The sequence below is a fragment of the Palleronia pelagia genome (assembly GCF_900110115.1).
GTDB classification, from domain to species: domain Bacteria; phylum Pseudomonadota; class Alphaproteobacteria; order Rhodobacterales; family Rhodobacteraceae; genus Palleronia; species Palleronia pelagia.
Genome location: NZ_FOCM01000011.1, coordinates 66,471 through 85,115, shown reverse-complemented (window position 1 = coordinate 85,115; position 18,645 = coordinate 66,471). Strand labels below are relative to the sequence as shown.

At 67.1% G+C, this 18,645-nt stretch carries 17 protein-coding genes, 1 tRNA gene and 1 pseudogene; 5 read left to right on the top strand and 14 right to left on the bottom strand.

The genetic code is table 11. From position 1 onward, the window contains the following. Positions 1-259: transposase (locus tag BMX96_RS17780; RefSeq protein ID WP_139209959.1), on the top strand; the 259-nt coding region annotated here is incomplete at its 5' end. Between the two features lie 615 nt (positions 260-874). Next, entirely contained in the window at positions 875-1,096 is a 222-nt protein-coding gene (locus BMX96_RS17775; protein WP_091846697.1) for a helix-turn-helix domain-containing protein, read from the top strand. Positions 1,097-1,201: 105 nt separating this feature from the next. On the opposite strand, the gene BMX96_RS17770 is transcribed toward BMX96_RS17775, so the two are convergent. The 6 genes from BMX96_RS17770 to BMX96_RS17745 form a co-directional block, all read right to left on the bottom strand. Next, positions 1,202-1,525: a DUF736 domain-containing protein gene (locus BMX96_RS17770; RefSeq protein WP_091846696.1), complete on the bottom strand. Its 324-nt coding sequence runs from the start codon at positions 1,523-1,525 to the stop codon at positions 1,202-1,204. Between the two features lie 589 nt (positions 1,526-2,114). After that, complete coding sequence (locus BMX96_RS17765; RefSeq protein ID WP_091846695.1) at positions 2,115-2,567, bottom strand: hypothetical protein; 453 nt, start codon at positions 2,565-2,567, stop codon at positions 2,115-2,117. 173 nt (positions 2,568-2,740) lie between these two features. Then, positions 2,741-3,670 (bottom strand): DUF2493 domain-containing protein, encoded by a 930-nt coding sequence (locus BMX96_RS17760; RefSeq protein ID WP_091846694.1) that lies wholly within the window; start codon positions 3,668-3,670, stop codon positions 2,741-2,743. Positions 3,671-4,014: 344 nt separating this feature from the next. Then, complete coding sequence (locus tag BMX96_RS17755; protein ID WP_091846693.1) at positions 4,015-5,073, bottom strand: DUF7146 domain-containing protein; 1,059 nt, start codon at positions 5,071-5,073, stop codon at positions 4,015-4,017. A 75-nt stretch (positions 5,074-5,148) separates the two neighbouring features. Continuing rightward, positions 5,149-7,200 (bottom strand): ParB/RepB/Spo0J family partition protein, encoded by a 2,052-nt coding sequence (locus BMX96_RS17750; RefSeq protein ID WP_091846692.1) that lies wholly within the window; start codon positions 7,198-7,200, stop codon positions 5,149-5,151. Between the two features lie 165 nt (positions 7,201-7,365). Beyond that, positions 7,366-8,562, bottom strand: coding sequence for a DUF932 domain-containing protein (locus BMX96_RS17745; RefSeq protein WP_091846691.1), 1,197 nt, complete (start codon positions 8,560-8,562; stop codon positions 7,366-7,368). A 203-nt stretch (positions 8,563-8,765) separates the two neighbouring features. Between BMX96_RS17745 and BMX96_RS17740 the strand changes: the two genes are divergently transcribed. Together BMX96_RS17740 and BMX96_RS20150 are read left to right on the top strand one after the other, a co-directional pair. Next, entirely contained in the window at positions 8,766-9,014 is a 249-nt protein-coding gene (locus tag BMX96_RS17740) for a helix-turn-helix transcriptional regulator (RefSeq protein WP_091846690.1), read from the top strand. Between the two features lie 13 nt (positions 9,015-9,027). Beyond that, positions 9,028-10,035: pseudogene (locus BMX96_RS20150) on the top strand (tyrosine-type recombinase/integrase); the annotation flags it as partial. 159 nt (positions 10,036-10,194) lie between these two features. Here BMX96_RS20150 and BMX96_RS17730 read toward each other — a convergent pair. The 5 genes from BMX96_RS17730 to BMX96_RS17710 form a co-directional block, all read right to left on the bottom strand. Next, a tRNA-Glu gene (locus BMX96_RS17730) sits at positions 10,195-10,269 on the bottom strand. Positions 10,270-10,365: 96 nt separating this feature from the next. Next, positions 10,366-12,135: a single-stranded-DNA-specific exonuclease RecJ gene (gene recJ, locus BMX96_RS17725; RefSeq protein ID WP_091846689.1), complete on the bottom strand. Its 1,770-nt coding sequence runs from the start codon at positions 12,133-12,135 to the stop codon at positions 10,366-10,368. Positions 12,136-12,402: 267 nt separating this feature from the next. Further along, entirely contained in the window at positions 12,403-13,371 is a 969-nt protein-coding gene (gene glpX / locus BMX96_RS17720; protein ID WP_091846688.1) for a class II fructose-bisphosphatase, read from the bottom strand. A 150-nt stretch (positions 13,372-13,521) separates the two neighbouring features. Further along, a complete protein-coding gene (locus BMX96_RS17715; RefSeq protein ID WP_091846687.1) occupies positions 13,522-14,808 on the bottom strand; it encodes a homoserine dehydrogenase in 1,287 nt (428 codons plus the stop codon). Between the two features lie 85 nt (positions 14,809-14,893). Further along, complete coding sequence (locus tag BMX96_RS17710) at positions 14,894-15,205, bottom strand: hypothetical protein (RefSeq protein WP_091846686.1); 312 nt, start codon at positions 15,203-15,205, stop codon at positions 14,894-14,896. Positions 15,206-15,346: 141 nt separating this feature from the next. On the opposite strand from BMX96_RS17710, the gene BMX96_RS17705 reads away from it, so the two are divergent. Further along, positions 15,347-15,880 carry a hypothetical protein gene (locus BMX96_RS17705; RefSeq protein ID WP_091846685.1) on the top strand — a complete coding sequence of 178 codons (534 nt, stop codon included), beginning with the start codon at positions 15,347-15,349 and terminating at the stop codon, positions 15,878-15,880. 9 nt (positions 15,881-15,889) lie between these two features. Here BMX96_RS17705 and BMX96_RS17700 read toward each other — a convergent pair whose 3' ends face one another. From BMX96_RS17700 to BMX96_RS17690, 3 genes are read right to left on the bottom strand one after another with little or no spacing between them, the layout of a single operon-like run. Further along, the gene (locus BMX96_RS17700; RefSeq protein WP_091846684.1) at positions 15,890-16,447 is read right to left on the bottom strand and encodes a TadE/TadG family type IV pilus assembly protein; all 558 of its coding nucleotides are present in this window, start codon (positions 16,445-16,447) and stop codon (positions 15,890-15,892) included. 4 nt (positions 16,448-16,451) lie between these two features. Continuing rightward, positions 16,452-16,982, bottom strand: a complete 531-nt coding sequence (locus tag BMX96_RS17695; protein ID WP_091846683.1) for a TadE/TadG family type IV pilus assembly protein — start codon at positions 16,980-16,982, stop codon at positions 16,452-16,454. After that, the gene (locus BMX96_RS17690) at positions 16,979-18,616 is read right to left on the bottom strand and encodes a Tad domain-containing protein (protein ID WP_091846682.1); all 1,638 of its coding nucleotides are present in this window, start codon (positions 18,614-18,616) and stop codon (positions 16,979-16,981) included. The genes BMX96_RS17695 and BMX96_RS17690 overlap by 4 nt, the downstream gene beginning before the upstream one ends. Positions 18,617-18,645 lie beyond the last annotated feature (29 nt).

Below are 18,645 nucleotides of genomic sequence, written 5' to 3'. Positions count from 1 at the left end.
AGCAGGCGACCGGCTATTCACCTTCACACGGCTCGATCCGACGCAATGGAAATCCGCGCGCACGACCAACGCCATCGAACGGCTGAACGGCGAATTTCGGCGCCGCATCAAGACGCAGACCGTGCTGCCATGCGCAGAGACCGTGCCCATGCTGCTGTGGGCGCTGCTCGCCTCCGGCCAGATCCAGATGCGCAAGGTCGACGGATGGGAGACCCTCTCTCAGCCCCTCGGACCCATGTCCCTTGACCTCGCCGCCTGAGAGGCCGAACCTTCACATGCCCGGAACACGCTGCCAGGGAATTTCCACAGCATTCGAGACACGACCGATGCTGGAACAGGGTCTTCAAGTCCCTGCTGTCGTCCACTGGTGGGACGAAATATTTTCCGTTCTTTATCAATGGCCAGCGAGCTTTCGTTTCGCTTCGTTTCGCCTGCTTTCGTATTGTATCGTGCGTTTGCGGACCGCCATAGCGCAACCTGAGCGTGTGATGGTCCATCGGCGGGAACACGCCCTGGGTATCGGACCATCAGCGAATACGGCGACAGGGATAATGAGACGTCGGACGCTCAAGACGAACCCGTGAGGAGACGTATGTCCGTACTGGTCGGAGAAATGGATTCGCTTCACACGACACGATGCTCTCTGCCGAGCGTTCTGGACCCTCAGCGGCCAGCTATTTGACCGGTGGACGGCCACGGCTCGCGGAAATTGTGCATGCAGGTTGGTCGCCGGGACCCTGATCTACCAACAACACCAGACAAAACAGGATCAATCGGATGGAGTTGCGCCAGCTACGATATTTTCTGGCCGTCGCCGACGCGGGGAGCATCAGTGAAGCGGCGCTTATAATATGTAGGCTGCGACCGCTCGTGCATGGATATGCGGAGACTGGTCGGCCGAAACTTTGCCCGCTTGCGGCAGGAGCGGGGCCTCACACAAGAACAGGTCGAGGAATTGTCTGGGTTCAGCCAGCAGTATCTCAGCGGCCTCGAGCGTGGAAGGCGGAACCCCACGATCATTACGCTCTACGAATTGGCTCAGGCCTTGGGCGTCGATCACTTGGACTTGCTGAGGCCTGACGACGAAGTGCGCTAAGGATGCATGTCATCGGCATTTGCTCGCGCGCCTGCGGCGGGTTCATCATCGGGTTGTTCACGCGCGTGGCCCCGCCCGATCGCTCGGGCGGGGCGATGGCGATCCTCAGTCGCCGTTGGTCCGGCGGGCCCGGGACCAGATGAGGGAGTAGCCGTCGCCGTCCTCGTCGTCGAAGAGGTTGGCGTAGATCGGCGCGGTGAAGCTCGGATCGTCGAGCTTGAGCCCGAGATAGGCGCGGCCCTCGGTCGAGGTCTTGGACCAGGCCGCCCCGATCTCGGCGCGGCCGACGAAGACCCGGTGGGAGGGGGCGTTGTCGGAGGTGCGGCTGTCCTCGGGGACGATGCGGACCGCCTTGGCCTGGACGCTGAGGGTGACGATTTCGCCGGTATATTCGCTGCCGGACTTCTTGAAGGTGCCGATGGTCGCCATGTCGTGTCTCCTGATCGCTGTTGTTTCGAACCCGCGCCCATCGCGGCCTCGATGGTGATCGACAGGGCCGGGACGAGCGCCGACGCAGTCGGTACGGCCCGCAGCGCCGCGGAGGACGGCGCAGCCGGGGCTTTCTTGGACCCACCCGGGTCGTCCGCGAGGAATGGCCGAAGGCCAGGGGAAGAAAGCTCCGGCGGAGCCGTTGCGGCCAAGGCGATCGAGGCGCCAGCCGATCCCGGCCAGATCAACACCTCGAGAGGTCCGCGTGCGGGCGGGTGCCGGGACGACGCCCCGATCGGGAGACTGGCGGCCGTCGGTGCCCCGCTTCAAGTCTGGCGAATATTCCGTCGCAGAAAGAGAAGCCTCGGCGTGTAGACGGGCCGGATAGCGCTGAGGAGAACGGCCGCGCTCCGAATGCCTCCCGCAACTGGATCGACACTAGACGCAGCGAGATTACCCGGCACAGCGAGGCCTCGACGGAGGAGAGCCGCTCCCGTCGCGGCAGGGCGCTGCGGGCCGCTGCTCGCTCCATCCCGGCCTTCTTCGACAGAGAGGATGGCGGCGTCTCCCGTTGGTTCCAGCCTGCCGGTCAACGGGGAAGGATCGTCGCCTCTTCCCCGTCGATCGGATCGGGGCCAGTGCCGAAGAGATTGCCCATGCGGACCCAGGCCGTGCCGCCGATGATAAGACCGCCGAGACCGCCGAGCACGACGCGAAAGAATTCGGCATCGAACCCGATGCCGGACAGCCCATGGACGGCGTAGTATCCAGAGAGCGCCGCCGGGAGGGCATAGACCAGCGCGACACCGGCCTGCAGCCACGGATTGCGGAGGATGGCGATGAGGAGCTGGCCGAGGACGAGTGCTCCGATGCCAGCAAAGAACCCGGCTCCGAGCGCCTCTGCAAGGCCCGCGCCACTCTCATTCGCGTACATCCCGACGGTCAGGCCGACGAAGAAGGGCAGCGCGTGGATCGCGAGGGTGAAGAGGAGCCAAAGCAGGATGCCGAGGCCGAGAAGACTGACGAGGCTGCCGATGAACATGAAGCGTTCTCCCGTATGGGCTGTCAAACGCGCATCCTCCACCGCCAAGCGCCTGAGGGTACTATAGCAGATTCCCGCAGTTCTTCGGAGGACATTGCGCGCAATTGGCGGTGTCCGATCGACGAGACGCGAATTCCCGCCGATGGAGGTGTCGGTTCGGACCGAGGGGGCGCTCACGCGCCGCCCCGGTCGCGGAAGTCGAAGAGCGGGATGCCGAGCGTGCGGGCCTTGTCGGCCAGGTTGTCGGTGATGCCCGTGCCCGGAAAGACGATCAGGCCCACCGGCAGGGTGTCGAGCAGACTGTCGTTGCGCTTGAACGGGGCCGCCTTGGCGTGTCGCGACCAGTCCGGCTTGAACGCGATCTGGGTGATGCCGCGATGTTCTGCCCATTTGGCGGCGATGAGCTCGGCACCCTTCGGCGATCCGCCATGGAGCAGCACCATGTCCGGGTGCTTGGCCTGCACCTTGTCGAGCACGGCCCAGATGCGATTGTGATCCTGACAGTCCATGCCGCCCGCGAAGGCGATCTTCGTGCCCTTGGGGATCAGCAGGGTGCTGTCGGCGCGTCGCCTGGCCGAGAGAAAGTCCCGGCTGTCGATCGTGGCCGCGGTCAGATGCCGATGGTTCACCCGGGAGCCCGAGCGCGGCGTCCAGGGCGATCCGGTGAGCCGGAGATACTGGTCCGCGGCGCTGTCGCGGAAGACCTCCAGGCTGTCGCGGCGCTGCAGGAGGCCCTGTCCGATCTCGATCAGGGTCTCGAGCTGGACCGCGGCGACCTCGGACCCGTCCTGTTCCCGCTGCCCGCGCTTCTGCGCCTGTTCGTTGTCGTCGAGCTTGCGCTCGATGCGAAGGACGGCGCGGTGGAACATGTTGACGCTCGACCAGAGCAATTCGTCGAGGTCCCAATCGAGCGCGGTCTCGGCCATCGCGGAGACGAGGACGGTGAGGATGTCGGCGGCGGCGCGGGCGGCCACGTCGTCGTCGGGGCAGTCGCGGGGATCGGGCTCGGAGGCGGAGGGTCGGTATCCGTGCAGTTCGAGGTCGGCGAGCACCTGCGCGGTGGCGGAGGGGGCGGTTTCGGCGATGTCGGGATAATCGGTCATGTGGTGGCTCCTCGTCGGGGGACCGCGCCTCGCGCGGCCTTCATGGCGACGGGACGCGGCCGGCGGGACGGACCTGCACCGGCGCATGCCCCCGAAGGGATGCTTTGCGGTTACCCCATGGGCGCGTCGGCCGGAGCGCAGCGGAGGATGGCGGGGGGCGGCTCTTTTGGATCGCGATGCAAAGCGCGGCGCCTCTCGCCGCGCGGCGGAAAAGAGCCGCCCCTCGCCATTGCCGGCCCGGCCCGCTTGCCGCAGACCACAGCCCTTTTTGAAGGCCGTGGGCGCGGCTCTCCCTCGATCCGGTGCCGCCACGCCGGCAACGTTCCGGGATCGGCGCGGTCCGCTCAGGCGGTCTTGTCGCGCTGCCCGCCGATCGGCAGGAAGCGCGCGGCATCCTCGGGCGCGAGCTGGCTCCGCAGGTGGTGCCGCAGCCCGTCCGCACCGAACGCCATTAGGTCCTCGTTGAAATCCTCCCGCGATGGGGTGAGCGGGATCAATTCGATGCCGAGGGTCCTGGCGCGATCCGTCAATGCCTTCAGAGCGGCGTCGCCCGCCGGATCGACATCGCGCAGGACATAGAGGCGGCGAAGCGCGGGGGACAGGTCGATGGCGGCGAGATGCGCGGCGGAGAGCGCCGCGATGCCGGGCAGGGCGGGAAGGGCTTGCCGCACCGACAGGACGGTCTCGATGCCTTCGCCCGCGGCCAGGATATCGGCGGTCGTGCCGAACCGGACGCCACCCCCGCGCAGCCGGCCCATGGCCCGTCGCGGCGTGTCGATGGGCGCCTTGCCGAGATTGGCGCGGCTGAACCCGTCCGGGTCGAGCCAGGTCCGGTGCACGCCGGTGAGGGTGCCGAATGAATCTGTGACGGCCGCGATGAGCGCGGGCCAGGTCTCGGTCGGGCTATACCGATCCGGGCGATAGAAGCAGGTCGGATGGAAGCGCAGCCAATCAGTGCCCGCAAGATCGGCGATGCCGCGCGCGGCGAGATAGGTCTCGGCCAAGGTGCCCCGGATTTGGCGTGCCATGGCGAATAGGCGTCGCGCAGCATTTGGTGATCCGGACGCCACGCGCTCGATCGTCGGTCGGCCGTCCGGCTTCGGCAGGTGCAGGAAGCGCCGCGCCTCGTCGGCCACGTCCGCAAAGTCGGTCAGGCGGCAGGTCTCGCGGATGATGTCGAGCAGGTCGCCGTGCTGTCCCGTCGCGGCATCGGTCCAGCGCCCTGCCGCGCCCGTGCCGCGGGCGGGCCCCGTCAGCCGGACGAAGAGGGATCGACCGGGATCGTTGTCGAGATTGCCGACGAGCCAATAGGATCCCTGACGCCTGCCGTTCGACAGGTATTCCCGGCAGACCGCCTCGGCGTGGGCCGCGAGATCGGCGGCGAGGTCTGATGCGCTTTGCATGGATCGGCCTCCGTTCGGCAAAAAAAGGCCCACCGTCGGTGACTGCGGGCCCAAAGGGAGTGGGAGGGAGAGGCGTTACTCCGCCGCTTGGAGCGCATCCGTGGGCTCGTCCCCATCGTCGCCGTCCTCCGCGTTTGGGTCGATGGCCCGTTCGCCGTCCTCCGCCGCCGTTTCTGCGACGTCGGCATTCGGTGTGCGCAGCGGCTCCGGCACCCAGCCGCTGTCGGCGAGCAGCGTTTCCGCCTCGCCGGCCATCTCCGGCTTCTTCAGGTGGTCGATCAGCTGCGCCTGCGCGCTGCCCTTCGCCTCCGCAACCGCTTCCAGGATACGCGCCTTCGTCACCCGGCCGAGATAGGTATCCACGGTGGGTCGCCACCCCGCCGTCGCCATGTCGAGTCCGGTCGCCTGCGCGATCCGGTCGGCGTGGGCAAGCGCACCGGGTCGGCGATGGTAGGCCTCGTCGATTGCATTTACCGTCAGCCCGACGCAATGGGCGAAAAGCGCGCTCCGGCTCTCCGCATCGAAACCCGCCAGCGCGTCCCAGAGATCATCGGAGGCCTTCGGCAGCTGTGCCGCCCAGCTCTCATGCCGCGTATCTATCGCCTGCGCCGATGCGCTCTCGGCGAGGCCCGGTGCCTGCGCGCCGAACCCGACCGACTTGGCGTCGATCTCGAGGCAGCTGTCCGGCGCGTAGCGGTAGAAGAGCTTCAGGCACATCGCGTGCAGCGCGGCGCGGAAGGCCAGGTCCGGATCGCCCGCCAGCGCGTTGCGCAGCGCTAACGTTCGATGCGCCGTAAGTTCCGCCACCAGTCGATCCGGCAGCGGCTTGATGCCGTCCTCCTCTGGCGCGTCGTCCGGCTCGGGCGTCTCCGTGCCCTGCGACATCGCCGCGTCTCCGTCCGCCTCCGAAGCGTCCGGGTCTTCTGAACCTGCCTCCGGTTGCTCGATCGGCACCTCGTCCTCCGGTCGCACATAGCCGCGCTCGATCCGCAGGGTGCCGTCATGGTCGAGGCTGACGAAGACTCCCGCGCGCGCCATCTCCTCGGCATCGAAGCTCAGGGGACGGTCCCGGTAGGCCTCCATCGCGTCCTCGATCTCGCCCAGGCGCGCGTCGACCGCGTCGGGCAGTTCTTCGGTGCTGTCGTACTGCTCCTCGAGCCGATCGAATTCCGCCTTCAACGCCTCGTAGGCAACCGTCTCCTCGTCGGTCGGCTCCATGGGATCGCCGATCAACCGGCGCAGGCCGAAGCTGTGGCCATAGGCGAAGTCCGGTGCGGTCTCGACCCATTTCCAGCCCTCGGCCGCGATCTCGGCCGCGGCGTCGTTCAGCCCTTCGGCGACCATCCGGTCGAGTAGCCCCGCATCCTGCAGCCAGCCGCCGTCGTCGGATTGGAACAGGTCGCGCAGGATCGCGCCGCCGGCCTCCTCGTAGGCCTCCAATCCGACGAAGCACGCGCGCTTGTCGGACGCGCGCACCGTTGCCTCGGTCAGCATGCGCCGGATCGTATAGGGCTCCTTCGAATAGCCCTGCGCGATGGCGGCCCAGACCTGTTCTTGGCGCTCGTGGTCGGGATTGACCGTGAACGCCATCAGCTGCTCGAGCGTCATGTCGTCCTCGGCATAGAGATCGAGCAGGACAGGTGCGACCGAGGCCAGCTTCAGCCGCTGCTTTACGACACCGGTCGAGACGAAGAACGCGGCGGCGATCTCTTCCTCGCCGGTGCCGCGCTCGCGCATGGCCTGGAAGGCGCGGAACTGGTCCAGCGGATGCAGCGGCGCGCGCTGGATGTTCTCGGCGAGGCTGTCCTCCTCGGCGATGCCGTCCGTGCGCACGATGCAGGGCACGGGTGCGGTCTTGTTGAGGCGCTTCTGCTTGACGAGTAGTTCCAGCGCCCGGAAGCGCCGCCCGCCCGCGGGGATCTCGTAGAGGTCGGTCTCGGCACCGTTGTCGTCCAGCAGGGGCCGCACGGTGAGGCTGGCGAGCAGCGTGCGCCGGGCGATGTCTTCGGCCAGCTCCTCGATCGAAACGCCGGCCTTGATGTGCCGGACATTGGCCTGGCTGAGACGGAGCTTGTCGAAGGGGATGTCGCGCGAGGCGCTGAGGGTGATCTTGGTCTTGGCGGTCATGGGTCGTCTCCGTGACGGATCGGCCGGGAGCCACTCCCCCGACCTTCCGAACCCGTCACGAAAACCCCCTCCACCCTCTTTCTCTCCGGCCGCGACCCAGCCGCGAAGGATACGCCCGAGAAGGCCGGGCAGAGGGGGGAGCGACGCACCGGATGGAGTTTGGGCTTAGCCCACGCGTTCGAGCAGCGCCTTCGCCCGCCCCTCCATCGCAAGCCGCGCATCCTGCTGCGTCTTGCGTCGCGCGACCGCCGTGATGCCCTGCACGAAATCGAAGACGCTTTCCGGTGGATGGCCTTCCTCGGCCAATACCGTCTCGACGATCTTCGAGGTCTCCGCCTTGCCGAAGCCGCGCTTGCGCAGGAAGTCGGTCCGATCCTCTTCGGTGCGGGCGACGATCCGCTCCCGCGCGGCCCGGATGCCCTGGACGAAGGGCGCGGGCGAGGAGTCCGCGAAGGTCGCAAGGGCGGGGGCCGCCTCGTGCGCGAAGCGGTTCGCGGCGTGCTTGGAATGCCGGATCCTGATCTCCTGGAAGTCCTCGACGCCCCAGAGATTGCGGTTCTGGCAGACCGCCCGGAGATAGAAGCTGGCGATGCCGAGCGTCTTCGCGCCGACCTCCGAGTTCCAGCAATAGAACCCCCGAAAGAACAGGTCGGGCGAGCCGTCTGGCAATGTCCCGGCCTCGATCGGATTGCGATCGTCGACGAGGAACAGGAACACGTCGCGGTCGGAAGCGTAGAGCGTCGTCGTCTCCTTGGTGACGTCGACATTCGGATTGTAGAGGCCGGTCGACCAGTCGAGCACGCCCGGGACCTTCCAGCGCGTTTCGCCGACGCCGTCGCCCGCGATCCGCTGGACCGCCGCGACCAGCTCGTGGTCGTAGATGCGCCCGTAATCGGGACCAGTGACGGCCCGCAGTTCAGCGCGTCCGTTGGTGGTCTCGAGTATCTTGACCTGTTCGGCCCGATGCGAGGTCAGGCCGTATTGCAGGTTGATCCCTGCAAGTGCCGCAGGAAGCTGGCGCAGATAGGTCGCAGGTGCACCGACGAGGCTCGTGAGCTGGCCGAAGCTCCAGTGGGTCGGGGCAACGGGCCCGTCGGCTCCGGGCACGATAAGCGCCAGCGCCTCCGGATCGTCGCGGCTCGCGTAGACGCGGATCGCCGCGCTCTCGACGATGCGCGTCCGGCTCCGATCCGCGCGGCCCTTGACCGCCGCCTTCAGCGTCGACAGCGAGAGGTAGCGCTGGTCGTCGGGCCGCGCGAACCATTCCGACGAGACGCGACCGTCATGGCCGCCGCGGGATACATCTACCTTGTAGCCGCTCGACGCGTCACGAGGGTCGTCCTGAAGTTCGATATCGGTCATGTCGTGATCTCCGTGACGGGCGGCCGCGAGGAACTCTCCCGACCTCCAGACCCGTCACGGCGACAGCCGCAGGCCTCTGACTCTCGGACCGAAACGCGCGCGCTACGATCAGTTTCCGTACCACGACGGGAGATGCCTTCTCGATTTAATGATCAAGCTGATCGACAGTCTCCATCGAGGTTGTCGAAGGAGGCACTCTTGATATGCTGGAGCGAAAGTCGGCGAACAGTAGCTATTGCTTACCCCCGGAGCGGCGCGGCCTTTCCCGGCGCGAGGCTGCCGAGTATATTGGGGTGGGTGCGTCGAAATTCGACGCGTTGACGGCGGATGGCCGGATGCCGCCACCAAAGCGCATCGACGGCCGCCGGGTCTGGGACCGAAAGCAGGTCGACCGAGCCTTTGATCGTCTCGAAGGCGGAGCAGAAATGGTAGATAACCCGTGGGACAATTAGGCCTCTCGCTGATATGAAGATGCGCCGCATGAAATATGTGGTGGAGGACACCGATCGTCATGGCAACGTTCGCATTTATTATCGGCCGCCGGGACAGCGGAAGACCAGGTTGCGAGGTCCGGTCGGTTCGCCCGAATTTCTTTCAGATTATCAGGCAGCCGCATCGGCACAGAAACAGTCTTCCAGAAGTCGTGCTGCAACGGGGGCCAAGAAGGTTCAGCCGAAGACGCTTCGTTGGCTCTGCGTCCAATACTTCAAATCGCCGATGTATCGGCAGCTTGATCCCTCGACGCGCCGAACCCGTCGTTCCATCCTCGAGAGATTTTGCGATACGAACAATGATGGCGATAAGCCCTATGCGTTTCTCCTGCCGCGCCACGTTAGATCGCGGCGGGATGCGATGATGGATACGCCGGCAGCGGCGAACACCATGATCAAGACCCTGCGCCAGCTCTTTAGATTTGCCACGCGTTACGACCTTCACGACACTAATCCAGCCGGGCAGGTCGAGTATCTTGCGACGAACGCCGATGGATATCACTCATGGACACTCGAGGAAATTAAGGCCTACGAGGCGACCCACCCAGTTGGAAGCATGGCCCGGCTGGCGTTGGCGTTGGCGCTCTACACCGGTCAACGCCGATCCGACCTGGTTCGGTTTGGCTGGCAAGATCTCCGGGAAAGCAGCGATGGGGTCGTGTGGTTGTCTTTCACCCAGCACAAGGGACGTAACCGCCATCCGATCACCCTCGAGATCCCGATCATCCCGGAATTGCAGCGCCACCTGGCAACCGAGGGAACCGGCGATACAACCTTCCTCGTGAACGACTTTGGTCGTCCGTTCACTGCAGCCGGGTTCGGCAATCGATTCCGCAAATGGTGTGACGCGGCAAACCTGGGAAACTGCTCGGTGCATGGCCTCCGCAAGGCCGCCGCTGCACGGCTGGCGGAGCTCGGGTGCAGCGAGTTCGAGATCATGGCGATCACTGGCCACCAGACGTCCAAGGAGGTGACGCGCTACACCAAGGGGGCGTCCCAAAAATTGCGCGCCGCCAGCGCGTTTCGGAAGCTCACTGGACCGACATCCGCCACCAAAAGTGTCCCACTTTTCACAGCCCAACCAACCGGTGGGACTATTTCTGGTCCTAACGCTAGGATATCAAGAGATAATTTTGAGAAGTGGCAGCCCGTAGGGGAATCGAACCCCTCTTTCCAGGTTGAAAACCTGGCGTCCTAACCGATAGACGAACGGGCCACTGGCGGTGTCTCTAAGCAAACTGCGGGGGGGCTGCAAGACGATTTCCGCGCTTTTTGTCGGAAAAAATGCGCAGGTCCCGAAGCCGCCCCGACGTCATGCCACGCTGGCCTCGGCCGCGTCGTCCAGGCGTAGTTGCGGGCGGCTGCGGCCGTTCCAGTGGTTCACTTCAAGGCGGCCGGCCAGGTGGAACCGGCGGCCCCCGTGGCCGGTCAGCGCGTCGCCCAACGGGCCGTCGAAGGCGCCGAAACAGATCGCGTCCAGCCGCGGTCCGGTGCCGTCTCCGAAGGCGATCTTCAGGTGGCTTTCGCCCACGCGGCGCGCGTCGAGAATCCGGCAATCGGCGAAGGCGAAGCGCGGGGCCGGGGCCCCCATGCCGAAGGGGCCGGCACACTCGATCCGCTCGATCAGCTCGGCGGTCGCGGCGCCGGGCATGAGCAGGCCGGACAGCGTCAGGGCACGCGATTCGCCCTCGGCGGCGCCCTGGCGGGCCAACAGCTCTTCCAGCCGCGCCATGGCGGGTTCGAGCCGGTCGGCGCTGACGGTCAGGCCCGCGGCCATCTTGTGGCCGCCGCCCTTCTCCAGGTGGCCCTCGGCGGCGAGGCGGTGGATCGCGGCGCCCAGGTCGACGCCGCTGATCGACCGGGCGGATCCCTTGCCGACACCGTCCTCGAGCCCGATGACCACGGCCGGACGTCCGGTCGCTTCTTTCAGCCGCGCCGCGACGATGCCGACGACGCCGGGATGCCAGCCGTCGCCCGCGGCCCAGACCAGTGCGCCGTCGGTGCCGCGCGCGGTGGCCTGGGCGAGGGCGGCGTCGCGCACCTCGGTCTCGATCGCGCGGCGCTCCTCGTTCAGCGCGTCCAGCCGGGCGGCCAGGGCGGCGGCCTCGGCCGGGTTGTCCGTGGTCAGCAGGCGCGCGCCCAGGTCCGCCGCGCCGATCCGCCCGCCCGCGTTGATCCGCGGTCCCAGAACGAAGCCCAGCGTGTGGGCGGTCGGCGGCGTGTCCAGCCGGGCCACGTCCGACAGCGCCACCAGCCCCGGCCGCTGGCGCCGTGCCATGACGGTCAGCCCCTGGCGCACGAAGGCGCGGTTCACCCCGATCAGCGGCGCCACATCGGCCACGGTCGCCAGCGCGACCAGGTCGAGAAAGCTCAAGAGGTCCGGCCCCCGCGTGCCGCGCTCGCGCAGCAGCCGACCGGCCTCGACCAGCAGGAGGAACACCACGGCGGCGGCGCAGAGATGGCCGAGCGACCGGTCCTCGTCCATGCGGTTCGGGTTGACCACGGCCATGGCGGGCGGAAGTGTCTCGGCCCCCATGTGGTGATCCAGGACGATGACATCGGCGCCCTCAGCCGCCGCGATGGCCTCGTGGCTGAGCGTGCCGCAATCCACGCAGACGATCACGTCATGCCGCGCGGCAAGGTCGGCCATGGCGGGCACGTTGGGGCCATAGCCCTCGTCGATGCGGTCGGGGATATACAGCGTCGCGTCGCGGCCCATCTGCCGCAACCACAGGATCAGCAGGGCCGAGGAGCATGCGCCGTCCACGTCGTAGTCGCCGAACACGGCGATCCGCTCACCCCGGTCCACGGCGCGGATCAGACGGCCGGCGGCGCGGCCCATGTCCTGCAAGCCGCGCGGGTCCGGCAGAAGCTCGCGCAGGGACGGGGCCAGGTACGCCTCGGCGCCGTCCGCGGCGACACCCGCGCGCACCAGCACGCCGCAGATCGAGGCGGGCAGGGCGGTCTGCTGCGCCATCGCCTCGGCAAGGCGCAGGTCGTTGGCATCCGGCCCGACCCAGGTGCGCCCGGTCAGCGACCGCTCGACATTCAGGAAAGCTTCAACGGTCAGATCGCGCGGCATGGTCACAACATGTGGATAAGGAGTGTGGTGATGCCACGATATACTGGGATCTCACATGCGAAAACCCCGCCGCGCGAAAAAGCGCCACAGGGGCCCGCGAAATCGGCGGCGGCCGCGGCGCCGCTGCCATCACCGATCTTCAAATACCTCTGCAAGAGCAGCCGAATACCTTGGGCGGCCGCGGTGAAAGCGGCCTTCCCATCACTGGTCTTACAATACTCATGGCACGACGCATGATGCCCTGCGCAGCGCTGGCGGCAAGGCGCCTCAGCTGTGCTTGGTCGGGTTGCGGTAGATCATCCGCCGCACCGACCCAGTTTTCGAGCGCATGAGGATCGTCTCGGTGGTCAGGTATCCCGGCTCGCGCTTGATGCCGTCCACGACCGACCCGTCGGTGACGCCGGTGGCCGCGAAGATCACGTCGCCGCTGACCAGGTCGTCGCGAGTATAGACCCGGTCGAAATTGGTGACGCCGGCCTTCTTGGCGCGCTCGCGTTCGTCGTCGTTGCGGAACAGCAGCTTGCCGAACATCTGGCCGCCCATGCATTTCAGCGCGGCGGCCGCCAGGACGCCCTCGGGCGCGCCGCCCGAGCCCATGTACATGTCGATGCCCGTGCGGTCGGGTTCGGCGGTGTGGATGATGCCGGCCACGTCGCCATCGGTGATCAGGCGCACCGCGCAGTCGGTCGAGCGCAATTCGGCGATCATTTCCTCGTGGCGGGGGCGTTCCAGCACGCAGACGGTGATGTCGTGGGTGGAACAGCCCTTGGCCGCTGCCAGGGCGCTGACCCGTTCGGCGGGGCGCATGGCCATGGTCACGGTGCCGGGGCGGAAGCCCGGCCCGATGGCGAGCTTCTCCATGTAGACGTCGGGGGCGTGCAACATGGATCCGCGCCCGCCCATGGCGATCACGGTCAGCGCGTTGGGCATGTCCTTGGCGGTCAGGGTCGTGCCTTCCAGCGGGTCGAGCGCGATGTCCACCTGGGGGCCGTTGCCGGTGCCGACCTCCTCGCCGATGAACAGCATCGGCGCCTCGTCGCGCTCGCCCTCGCCGATGACGACGGTTCCGGCGATATCCAGCCGGTTCAGCTGCTCGCGCATGGCGTTGACGGCCGCCTGGTCGGCCGCCTTCTCGTCGCCGCGCCCGATCCAACCCGCCGAGGCCAGGGCCGCCGCTTCGCTTACGCGGGCAAGGCCCAGGGACAACATGCGGTCGTTGAAATCTTGGTCGGCCATGGGCGCGCTCCGTGCATCTGGCGAAAAAATCGCCCAAGGCCTAAGGGCTTGGCCCTGCGCGCACAAGGTTGTTTGCGCCGAAACTCCGTCGCCCGGGGTCCGAAAGATGGGGAGGGCTGCTCCGTTTTCCCGATGGAAAACCGTCGCTTGTCAGACGTCCTCGATCCTCAGCGCCACGGGCTCGCTTTCCAGCACGTCGGTTCCCGCCATGGCGGCGATGGCGGCATCCAGCCCCGACCGCATGGCCTTGTGCGTCACGATCAGGACCGGGGCGCTGCCTTCGGCGTGGTCGTATTGGCGCATCCGGTCGATGGAGATGCCCTCGGCGCCAAGGCAGGCGGCGATCTTGGCCAGCGCGCCCGGGCGGTCCTTCAGCACCATGCGCAGGTAGTAGGGGGCGGGCGTGTTGGCCTCGGCCGGGCGCGGCGTGGCAAGGCCGCTCGCGGGCTGGCCAAATGTCGGCAGGCGCTGGCCGCGGGCGATCTCGACCACGTCGGACATGACGGCGCTGGCGGTCGGGCCTTCGCCCGCACCCGCGCCGCGCAGCACGATCTGGCCGACGCTGTCGCCCTCCAGAACCACCATGTTCATCGGGCCTTCCAGCTGGCCCAGCGGTGACGCGGCGGGCACCAAGCAGGGCTGCATCCGCGCCTCGAGCCCCCGGCCGGTCATTTGCGCCACGCCGAGAAGCTTGACCCGGAAGCCCATGTCGGCGGCGCGGTTGATGTCGTCAATCGAGATCCGCTCGATCCCCTCGAGCTTGACCGCGCCGAAATCCACCTTGGTGCCGAACGCGATCGAGGCCAGTAGCGCCAGCTTGTGGCCCGCGTCGATCCCGCCCACGTCGAGCGTGGGGTCGGCCTCGAGATAGCCCAGGTCGGATGCCTCCTGGAACACCGCGTCATAGGTCAGGCCCGCGCTTTCCATGCGCGTCAGGATGTAGTTGCAGGTGCCGTTCATCACGCCCATGACGCGCGTGATCTCGTTGCCCGCCAGGCTTTCGGTCAGGACCTTGATGCAGGGTATGCCGCCCGCGACAGCCGCCTCGAAGCGCAGCACGCCGCCCGCGCCCTCGGCCGCCTCGGCCAAAGCCTGGCCGTGATGGGCCAGCAGAGCCTTGTTCGCGGTGACCACGTCCTTGCCCGCGGCGATGGCGGCCTCGACGGCGGCCTTGGCCGGGCCGTCATCGCCGCCGATCAGCTCGACGAAGACGTCGACGTCGTCACGGCGGGCCAGCGCCACGGCGTCGTCTTCCCACGCGTATTCGCCCAGGCGAACGCCGCGGTCGCGCGACCGGTCGCGTGCCGATACCGCGGTGATCTGGATCGGCCGGCCGCAGCGCGCGGCCAGCAGGTCGGCGTGGCGCTGGACGATGCGGATGACGCCGACACCCACCGTGCCGATCCCGGCGATACCAAGGCGAAGGGGGCTGGTCATGGGGGCGGCTCCTTTGGCGGGTGGCTGTCTGGGCCGCCCTTTACCCCCTTTGACCGCCGATCACTAGACCCGCAGGGGCCGCATCTCAGCCTTCTGCCCGCGCGGCGTTCAGGCGGGCCAGGCCAGAGCGGATCCGTTCCCGGTCGGCGGGCGTCAGCGCCGATTGGCGCAGGACCCGCGCGCGGGCCCGCAGGCCTGCGGCCCGGGCGCGCAGGCCGTCGGTGACGCCCGGTGTGATCGTCTGGGACCGGGCGCCCGCCTCGGCCGTCAGCTCGGACAGGGGCCGCAGTTCGGGGTAATCCTGCCGGGCGATCTCGGCCGCGTTCGGCGTGTCCAGCTGCGGGATCGAGCACCCCGCCAGCAGGCAGAGGGCGACAAGGGAACGCGGGGCTTGCATGGCGGGCCTTCCGGGCTGGACGGGAATCTCTCGTCCCGAGACTAGGCGCGGGGGGCGGCGCGCCACAAGCGGCGCTTTTCACCGGGGCCGCGCGGCGCTATGGCGGTGGGCACGCCGAAGACACGTCGCGAAGGAGCCACCATGCTGACGCCGCAGCTGCCGATCCAGGGTCCGCCCGGATCCACCCTGACCGAGCTGCGCGCCTCGCCCTCGCGGAGATTTATCGGCGTGGGGGCCATCGCCGCGCTGGGCGTGCTGGTGCTGTGGCTTGCCGTGGCCGAGCCCGCGCCGGCGATCTGGCGGGCGATCCTCGCGACCGTCGGCATCGCGGCCTGTGCTGCCGCGCTGGCGCTGTGGCGCGCCACGGCCGGTGCGCTCGTGCTGCGGCCCGAGGGTCTGTTCACGGAAGAGGGCGATGCGCTGGCTCCGCTGGACGGCATCGACAAGATCGAAAGGGGCGCCTTCGCCTTCAAGCCGTCGAACGGGTTTTCCGTGGTGCTGACCTCGCCGCAGCCCTTTGGCTGGCGGCCCGGGCTCTGGTGGCGGCTGGGGCGGCGGCTGGGCGTTGGCGGGGTGACCTCGCCGGGAGAGGCCAAGGCCGTGGCCGAGCTTCTGCAGGCGATGATGGCCCAGAGGGCCGCGCAGGACGCGGAGACGCGCGACGGAGACGACTGAGGCGGCGGCCTACTTGGTGACGTCGTATTTCAGTTGCGGCGTGAAGCGTGGCGACGTGACGACGCGGTTGTAGAACTGGCTGGGCTTCAGGCCGACATTGAAGGCCGGCACGTAGTTCATCCAGGTCTCGACGATGATCGCGCTGTCGCCGTTGGCCATCGTCGGAATCGCGCCGGCGACGTCGGTCAGCGTTTCCTGGTTCAGCGGGACCGGGCCGTCGGAGGTGGCGTCCGACCAGACCAGCTTGTGCTCGTTGGCGGGCTCGTCCCAGTAGGCGACGGTCACGCGCAGGAATGTCTCGTCATCGCTTTCGGTCAGGTGGTCGTGCACCCGGCCAAGCCCGTCGACGAACTTGGGGCCCACGGGGTCCCATTGCCGCGACAGCATGTCGGAAAGCGCATAGGTGGTGCGCAGGTTCATGGTCTGCTGACGGTAGCCGTCGACATAGGTCAGCATCGCCAGGCTGCACCAGATCAACGTGGGCAGCACCAGGGCGGCCTCGATCGAATAGGCTCCATCTTCATTGCGGATGAAGCGACGCGCGGGGTGGGGGAAACGCAGGACCATCGAATCAGCTGCTCGGTTCGTTCACGAAGAAGGTGGAGGCCGTCAGGGCGAAGCCGCCCCCGGATTCGCGCGGCAGGATCTTGCCCAGCCCTACAGCCGGCAGGATCGGGTCGTGCAGCAGGCAGAAGCGCAGCATCATCATCTCGTTGTTCGCGCCGGGGCTGTAGGTCGTGACCGGGTTGAACTCTTCCGAGCGGTCGACGCACGCGACGCGGCCCCCGGGCGGTGCGTAATCCGGGACCTGCACCGGCATCATCTCGAGCATGAGATCGTCCATGCAGCCGCCCATGATCAGAACCTCGGCGCAAAGGGCCTGCTTCAACGCCTCGGCGCTGTCGATATGGGCGGCGCCCAGGCGCAGGTCCCGCACGACCACGTCCATGGCCCGCTCCATCATGACCTGGCGCATCTGCACGAAGCCCGTCTCCATCGCCAGCATGAACGGCCACAGCACGGCCGGAAACAGGAGCGCGACCTCGGCCGTGCCATAGCCGTCCTCGCGCCGCGCGAAGCGCCGGAGAAGCCGCCAGATCATTGGACCAGTCTCAATTGGTTAATGGTGCTGGCGATGGCCGAGAAGGCGTAAAGCAACTCGGTGCCCTGCACGTTGAAGTAGTGGTTATCCGAACTGGCGCAGTCCTCCATCCGGGTGGCGTTCGACTCGGCCACGTCCAGCGCGATGGAGAAGACAAGGATACCCGCGTCCTTGGATTGCTCGCACATGTCGGTCATGCGCGGGTCCTTCGTGGCGGGCCCGATATTGGTGTAGGGGATCTCTTTCCACGAATAATAGGTGTCGGCGTTGTTGTACTGGCGATACCGGCCCCAATACGCGTGCCAGCCCAGCGATGCGACGCTCCACAGCTCCTGGTAGGTCATGCGATGGGCCGTATCGCCGCCCCAGTTGCTGTTGTACCAGCGGCCACGATTGGGGATCCACCAGTCTTCCTCCCAGCGGCCGTCATTGTCGAAGTCTTGGTATTCATCGTCGTCAATCGACAGGCGGAAGCCGTCATCCTCGGGGTTCGAAGCGCCGGTGATCATGGCGCCCCAGACATCGGTCAGCGCGGTGCCGCGGTAGGCGTCCTTCAGACGATACTGGTAGGTGTTCTGACCGTCGGTCATGACCACGATGATTTTCATCGTATTGTTGCGGTCGTGGTCGTAGGGGCGGCCGACGAAGGCCGGGTCGGCCTTGCCCAAAGCGGACAGGGTCGTGATCGGCGTCCGCATCGAGGGATCCAGAAGTGCCGCACCCCATTTCAGGCCCACGTCGATCGATGTGTTCCCGCCGGGCGTCAGCGCGTCGATGCTGGCGTGCAGCTCGGCCTCGTCCTGCGAGAAATAGGTGATCTCGGCGGCCTCGTCGGCGCGGCAGGGGGTAAGCAGGGGGTCGGGGGCGCGCTCTTCGAAGGTGAAACCGTTGGTGAACGGGTCGAAATGCGCGGTCTGCTGGCGCGACAGGCTCAGATCCATCGCAATCGAGTCGAAATCGCTGCTTTGGAAATTCACGCAATGCGAGAAGTCGTGCACGTCCGTCAGGGCGAAGAGCGAGGCCATTTCGGATCCGATATTGACCTCGGTCGAGTAGGGCACGATCGAGATCGAGACCTCGTTCTCGCGGCCGTCATCTACGCCCGACAGCACGGTCGAGACGAAGTCCTTCGCGGCGGTCTTGAGGTTGTCGATCCGGCTGAAATCGGCCATCGAGCCCGAGATGTCGAGCACCAGGGACACCTCGATGTCGCGGATATCCTCGCGCGCCATCCCGCCGGCAAGGGCGCCGATCTTGTCCATGCCGATCGAGCGAATGAACATGGTGTTCACGTCCATGGACGCCTGGGCGCTGACGACGCGGGAGTTGATGTTCTCGATCACTTCGACGTGGTCCAGGCGTTCCAGGACACCGGCCTTGTCGAAATGATCGCGCACCACCGCTTCGGGGTCGAGGGTCTGGTCCAGATCGGCCGCGGCGAGGATGGCCGTATCGACGACGCCCTGCATGCGGATCCGTTCGTAATCGTGCCGGATGATGTCGACGGCCACACCGCCAACAAGCAGCATCGCGATCACGAGGTAGATCCCGAAAAGGACGAATGAGCCGTCTTCTTCGCGGGCGAACCGCCCAGACGCACCCGGGGCCGGTCTTTCATCACGCGTGAACGTCATACCCAATCCCTCTCATACCCGGGACGCTC